This window comes from Pseudotabrizicola sediminis (assembly GCF_004745575.1).
GTDB classification, from domain to species: domain Bacteria; phylum Pseudomonadota; class Alphaproteobacteria; order Rhodobacterales; family Rhodobacteraceae; genus Pseudotabrizicola; species Pseudotabrizicola sediminis.
This window is the reverse complement of sequence record NZ_RPEM01000038.1, coordinates 1-6,224: the sequence shown is the minus strand read 5'-3', so window position 1 is coordinate 6,224 and position 6,224 is coordinate 1. Positions and strand designations below refer to the sequence as shown.

Genomic DNA, 6,224 nt, shown 5'->3' with positions numbered 1-6,224 from the left:
CGTAGCTTCCGTCACTGTCCGATCTTCGGGGGGTAGCTCAATGTTTACGCCGCCGACCGCGTTAAGGAACGCGCCTCCGTGATGCAAAGCAAGACACGCAAACCTGTCCGCTTCGAGATCACCGAAACCACGCGACTGACGGTGGAGCGTTGGATCAAAGATCTAGAGATGATCGGTTGCGAATATCTTTGGCCCAACCGTGTCCATGCCAGCCCGCACTTATTGACACGCCAGTATGCGCGGATCATGCGCGACTGGGTTCTCTCGATCGGCCTTGAACCGAGCGCCTATGGCACCCATTCGATGCGACGGACGAAGGTTGCTCAGATTTACAAGAAGACTGGTAACCTGCGCGCTGTTCAACTTTTGCTCGGGCATACCAAGATGGACAGCACTGTTCGCTATCTTGGGGTCGACCTGGACGATGCGCTGTCCTTGTCAGAAGGGATAGATCTGTAACTACTCCTGCCGATCGGCGTTTCATGCGCCGGTCGGCCCTTGGCCGACGGTCAAGGTCACACTGACGAATGACCGCTTGGTGACAGCAGTTTGCACCATTAGTAAGTGGGCTTGTGTTCCGCATTGTTAACGGAACAAAGCCTGTCTTTGACGGGTTCTTCATGTGCTATTCAGGAAAGAATAGGAAGATGAAAGAGATCGAGCTCAAGCTGCAACTGGATGCTGTTTCCGCCGAGGTTCTTGGAGCGTCGAACGTGCTACCGGAGCAGTGGCGAACCGTGCAGCAACGCGACCTATACTTCGATACAGCTGATCATGCATTGGCGGAGGCTGGCCTCTCGCTCCGCATCCGGCAAAGTGGGTCTCACCGCACTCAGACAATCAAGAGGTCGGGAAGTAGTGAGGCTGGGCTTTTCGCACGGTCTGAATGGGAGATGCCTGTCACCACCGATGGTCCCGTTATCGACGGTTCTTCGCCGATTCACGCTTTGCTTGGGGAAGCGGTGGAAGACCTGATTCGGGTGTTCGAGGTCGAGGTGACGCGTCGCATTTGGGATGTTCAGGATGGTTGCACAAATATAGAGGTCGTGATCGACCGTGGTACGATCAGAGCCGGGGACCGACACATATCCATCTGCGAAATGGAGATGGAACTCAAGTCGGGACAGCCTCAGGCACTGTTTGACTTGGCGCGGAAGTTGGGCGGCGCGACCCCGGTCCGGTTGGGTGTCCTAACGAAACCCGAGCGCGGCAATCTTCTGAGGCAGGCTCAGCGGGCAGTGGTCAAGGCAGTGCCGATGCCGCTTGAAGACGACATGACAGCCGCGGAAGCGTTCCAAGTCATCGTGCAGGCCTGCATCAAGCAATTCAGGCTGAACGAGGATCTGCTTTTGGCATCCCGTTCGCCCAAGCCTCTGCATCAGGCCCGCGTCGCGTTGCGTCGGCTCCGATCTGCCTTTTCGATCTTCAAGCCGCTTCTTGGTGCAGACGCCTACGAACTGCGTGAGGGCCTCCGGGATCTTGCCGGAGCGCTTGGACCAGCGCGTGAGCTTGATGTGCTTCTGCGGCGCGCAAGACCCGGTCCCCTGCGCGACCGCCTTCAAACCGAGCGTGAAGCTGCATATGATCGGGTCGAAGAAGAGCTTGGCTCAGTCAAAGCACGAGCTCTGATGCTGACTTTAGTGGAGTGGGTCCAATACGGCTCTTTTATAGTCAATCCGGACCTTGACGAGACGAGGACGCTATCGGTCCGCGCTTTTGCTGGCCGCGCCCTGAGCCGTTTTCGACGCAAGGTCAAGGAGGGCGGCCGCAACATCAGGCGCATGGACGACGTGGCGCGACACGAGCTTCGGAAAGATGCCAAGAAACTGCGCTATGCTGCGGATTTCTTCGCACTCTTGTTCGACGGGAAGGGCGAAAAGGTGCGGCAGCAGAACTTCATCGTCGCGCTTGAGGCCGTTCAGGATGAACTTGGGGCGCTTAACGACTTGGCAACGGTGCCCCATATCCTTGATCGCTTGGCCCTCGCGGACCACCCGGAAGCGCCAGCACTGTTGGCGGGGGGCACGAAAAAAGCTCTTATCGCTGCCGCAGCTGATGCACATGGTAGTCTCATCGACGCCGGCCGTTATTGGCGATGACGACTACCTGGGCGGCTCTCTGAACGCAGCAGCAATGGCTAGAGCGCAGATTGGTAAAGGGATCCCGGCTGCCTATGTGAACCGCCTGCTCAACGGGGAAAGCGCCCCGCGCCTATACCGCGACCTTAATCAGTTCGTCAAAGATCTGGCGGGGGCGGGCCTGCCCACCCAAGTCCCTCATAATCTCGATCACAGGTTTGAAGTAGCTCGTTTGCCCTGAACAACTCCCATACCATTGATTTTACGATGAAAAGCTGCGTTTCTTCTCGCCATGACCTGCAGGGTTTTGTATGATTTGCGGTGAAACCCTGCAATTTTGGTTCTGCCCATGAAGCACCGTTCTCGCCCTGCCGAACAGGATGATCTGCTGCGTCCGCGACTGGTCGACATGATCGACCCGCGGCACGAGCTGGTGAAGCTTGCAGCCCTGATCGACTGGGAGGTGTTCGAGCGGGAATGGTCGGGGTTCTTTCCATCGGGCAAAGGCCGACCGGCCACGCCGCCGCGCCTGGTCGCGGGGTTGTTCTACCTCCAGCATGCCTATCGGTTGTCAGACGAGGCGGTAGTCGCCCGCTGGGTCGAAAATCCCTATTACCAGCACCTCAGCGGCGAGACCTTTTTCCAGCACAAGCTGCCAATTGACCCATCGTCGCTGACGCGTTGGCGCAAGCGCATCGGCGAAGAGGGCGTGGAGTGGCTGCTGACCCAGACAATCCTGGCCGGGCAGAAATCCGGCGTGATCGATGAGGACAGCGCCAAGCGCGTGGCGGTGGATACCACCGTGATGGAGAAGAATATTGCCTATCCGACGGACTCCCGGCTTTACGAGCGGGCACGCGATCAACTGGTCGCCCTGGCGCAAGAGGCCGGGGTGGAACTGCGGCAATCCTATGCCCGGCTTGCGCCGCGGCTGGCGCTGCAGGTCGGTCGCTATGCCCATGCAAAACAGTTCAAGCGCATGCGCAAGGCATTGAAAAAGCTGAAAGGCTATACTGGTAGGGTCATGCGTGACCTCCGCCGTCACCTGCAGGATATCCCCGAGGGTAGCCTGCGGGATCGCATCATTGCCAAACTCGCCCTTGTCTCGCAGCTGCTGCACCAGGCACCCAAGGGGGCCGACAAGATCTATGCCCTGCACGAACCCGAGGTGGATTGCATATCCAAGGGCAAGGCCCGGGTGCGCTATGAATTCGGCTGCAAGGTCAGCATTACCACCACGCTGGACGAAGGCTTCGTGGTCGGCATGCGCAGCTTTCAGGGCAACCCTTACGACGGCCACACCCTGAGGCAAGCGCTGGAACAGGTAGCCATCCTCACCGATCAGCGCCCCGACCTCGCCGTCGTCGATCGTGGATACCGCGGCCACGGCGTTGAGGCGACCCGTGTCCTGATCAGCGGCACAAGGCGCGGGTTGACGCCGAAACTGATCGCAGACCTCCGTCGTCGCAGCGCCATCGAAGCCGAGATCGGCCACATGAAAACCGATGGCCGTCTGTCGCGATCAGAGGTTGAAACGACCGATACTCTGAAGCCGCTTGTCAAGCAGGCGGCTGGCCTCATGCGTCAGGCCGTATCGGTAGGCGTAAAGCGCCAGCTCCGCTTCAAGACGGGCGATCTGCGCGCGCAGCTGCGCCGGTTCTGTGGGGGGGGCATTCCGTGCCGGAAGCCGCGCCAGGTCAGAAGCGGTGGCGTTTTGCTGCATGTCTGGACTCCGATCTGTGATGGCCGCGCCAGGCCGGAGCAGGTGCAACTCGCAACGCCGTGAAATGATCCCTCAAAAGTTAACATTTCAACACGAATCTGGGTCCTGACGCCCTGGGGTTGATCCTCCCGCATGTGGATCAACTTGGGCCATCACTGACAAGTGGTTGCCATCCCCGCGCGCGCAGATGTGGTTTCCGTGCTTCAAAGGCGGCGATCTGGGTAGCGTCCGTCATTCGTGTTCACCGCGACAGCGATCATCGCCGCCACCGAGGTGATCCGCGCACCTTGGCGCACCTTCAGAGAGGTGGCGTCCAGCCACAGATAGGACCATTCATTGGCAATCGGGCGGTCGAGGAACTCATGCACCCGGTCATCTATGTCCTTGCAAAGCTTTGACACCGTGCTCTTCGAGATGCCCGACAGCCCCATCGCCTGCACCAGATCGTCGACCTTGCGGGTCGAAACCCCGCGGATCCCGTTCGCCAGCGGATTCGAACCGGTGGCGACTCGCTTGCTCACCCTGAATGACCGCTACCAGCGCCTTCTCCGAAGTGCTGCGCAGTTCCAGAAAGCCTGGGAAGTAAGATCCTGTCCGCAGCTTCGGCACCCGCAGGTTCAAAGCACCCATCCGCGTCTTTAATTCGCGGTCACGATAGCAGTTCCGGTAGGTCTACAAATTGATGCATCCCGACCCCGAAGGCCCCAGCGGTCTGGATTACATCATTTGCGAGTCGACCTACGGCGACCGCGACCGGATCGACGCCACGGCAGACCGCCGCCGCAAACTGCTCGCCGAGGAGGTGCGCGCGGCCACGCACCCGCAACCCGCGCGCTGGATCACGTGACGCCGGGGTTGCAAATCCTGCCGGCAAAACCCAGCTTTCTATCACCTCGCCCCATTGCGCCGCTGGATCGTTTTGCTATTTCGCCGGACCTTTTCGCGATAGACCAAGGCACGCATCAGGACCGTCCGGCGCGGGTGGCATCGGATCACTTGCCGGTCTGGTTTGATTTCGGCATTCGATAGTTGGCAAGAGCAAAAGTGGATTACATTGGTTTGGTAGCTGTTCCGAATCGAAGCTGCTCTCAATGTCGCAGTCTGTTTTTTGAACGTACCCAGTGCAATTGATCGATTTGGCAGCTGCTATCGATAAGGACTGAAGCATACCCCGCTTCTTGCGATCCAAGGTGGCTTGGCAGTGCAGAACGGGCATCATCCAAGGAGGAACACACATGGCAAAACCCACTGACACGCAGGTCTCTTCAGGCACAGCCACCTCGGCCGCCACGGCTGCCATGATGGCCTTCAATCCGCTCGCGTCCAATGCTTGGTTGTCCTTCATGTCGGAAAGTGCCCGCTTCCTGACAGAGCGCCTACATCAGGATCTTGACGCCCAGAAGGCCATGATGGCGTGCAAGAGCCCGACGGAGTTGCTGCAGCTTCAATCGGCGTTTCTCAAGACGGCGATGGATCAATACACAGAACATGCCACTCGCATCCAAGCGATGATGACTACGGCGACGACAAATGCTGCTAAAGATCTGCAATCAGGTCATTCCCGCGGCTATGATGACGTGCCGATTTAAGGGCCAACGCAGAGGAGCTGGGCTGAAATCGTGGGCAACACGCATCGCTGCGGGCTATTGCATTTTGCCCGCTGCTGGCACGATCGCGCCGAGACAAAGTGCAAAGACTGACCCCGAAACGTTTTGTAAAGGGCCGGGGGACTGACGGTTCTGGGCGATCCGACCCACATAGCACTTATGGAAAAGTCGATGGCTCTTTGGCGCGGTGAGTTGAGCTTGGCGATGCCTTCTGGAACTGGGCCGTTCTGGGCGGCATGCCGGTCAATGTCACGACCAGCATCGCTTTCCTCGTGCTGCCGCCGATCCTAGATTTGGCGAGGGTCACCGCGTGGATTTGTCGAAGGCTGCATCTGCCGCGGATTGCGAACTGGCTTTTGGATCGTCGTTTGCTGCTGCGCACAGCGGTGTCGGCGCGGGTCGAGGCTGCGACCCTGAACGATCTGCTGGACGTGCCGCAGAGGTGGTTCGGTTGATCTGAACAGGTTCCGGGCGTTTTTTAAGTGGTTTTCCGCCTCGATTACGCCGCCACCGCTTCGGGCATCAACTAGCCTTCAGTCAGTTCACGTCCGTCCAACAGTTCGCAGTCGTGGTAACGTTGGTTCCAACATCTAAAATCTTGCCCCNACTAGCCTTCAGTCAGTTCACGTCCGTCCAACAGTTCGCAGTCGTGGTAACGTTGGTTCCAACATCTAAAATCTTGCCCCTTCGTTGGGGTTAAGATACTGTTCGGCTCACGTTTTTGTGAACCCACGGACCGCGAAAGGTGGTTGGGCCATATGGCAGCGCAGGAAGTCCTCATTCAGGACCACGCTGCGTTTATGCAGGGAACACACG

Annotated in this window: 4 protein-coding genes and 3 pseudogenes; 6 read left to right on the top strand and 1 reads right to left on the bottom strand. The window is 58.7% G+C overall.

The features are described 5' to 3' along the window. Positions 1-54: 54 nt before the first annotated feature. The 3 genes and pseudogenes from EEB11_RS19140 to EEB11_RS19130 all read left to right on the top strand — a co-directional run. Positions 55-459, top strand: a pseudogene (locus EEB11_RS19140) (tyrosine-type recombinase/integrase); the annotation flags it as partial. Positions 460-647: 188 nt separating this feature from the next. Continuing rightward, positions 648-2,099, top strand: coding sequence for a CYTH and CHAD domain-containing protein (locus tag EEB11_RS19135; protein ID WP_135434173.1), 1,452 nt, complete (start codon positions 648-650; stop codon positions 2,097-2,099). 328 nt (positions 2,100-2,427) lie between these two features. Beyond that, positions 2,428-3,618 (top strand): annotated as a pseudogene (locus tag EEB11_RS19130) (IS5 family transposase); the annotation flags it as partial. A gap of 407 nt (positions 3,619-4,025) precedes the next feature. Here the strand turns inward: EEB11_RS19130 and EEB11_RS19125 are convergent. Beyond that, positions 4,026-4,473, bottom strand: a pseudogene (locus tag EEB11_RS19125) (transposase); the annotation flags it as partial. A gap of 7 nt (positions 4,474-4,480) precedes the next feature. On the opposite strand from EEB11_RS19125, the gene EEB11_RS19700 reads away from it, so the two are divergent. The 3 genes from EEB11_RS19700 (at position 4,481) to EEB11_RS19115 (ending at position 5,863) form a co-directional block, all read left to right on the top strand. Then, positions 4,481-4,648: a hypothetical protein gene (locus EEB11_RS19700; RefSeq protein ID WP_167852819.1), complete on the top strand. Its 168-nt coding sequence runs from the start codon at positions 4,481-4,483 to the stop codon at positions 4,646-4,648. Between the two features lie 388 nt (positions 4,649-5,036). Further along, entirely contained in the window at positions 5,037-5,390 is a 354-nt protein-coding gene (locus tag EEB11_RS19120; RefSeq protein ID WP_135434171.1) for a phasin family protein, read from the top strand. Between the two features lie 254 nt (positions 5,391-5,644). Further along, positions 5,645-5,863: a hypothetical protein gene (locus EEB11_RS19115; protein ID WP_135434169.1), complete on the top strand. Its 219-nt coding sequence runs from the start codon at positions 5,645-5,647 to the stop codon at positions 5,861-5,863. Positions 5,864-6,224: the final 361 nt, after the last annotated feature.

Excerpts from the sequence above, each read along its gene's own strand:
- EEB11_RS19135 (WP_135434173.1), top strand. The coding sequence starts at position 648 with ATGAAAGAGATCGAGCTCAAGCTGCAACTGGATGCTGTTTCCGCCGAG.
- EEB11_RS19120 (WP_135434171.1), top strand. The coding sequence starts at position 5,037 with ATGGCAAAACCCACTGACACGCAGGTCTCTTCAGGCACAGCCACCTCG.
- EEB11_RS19115 (WP_135434169.1), top strand. The coding sequence starts at position 5,645 with ATGCCGGTCAATGTCACGACCAGCATCGCTTTCCTCGTGCTGCCGCCG.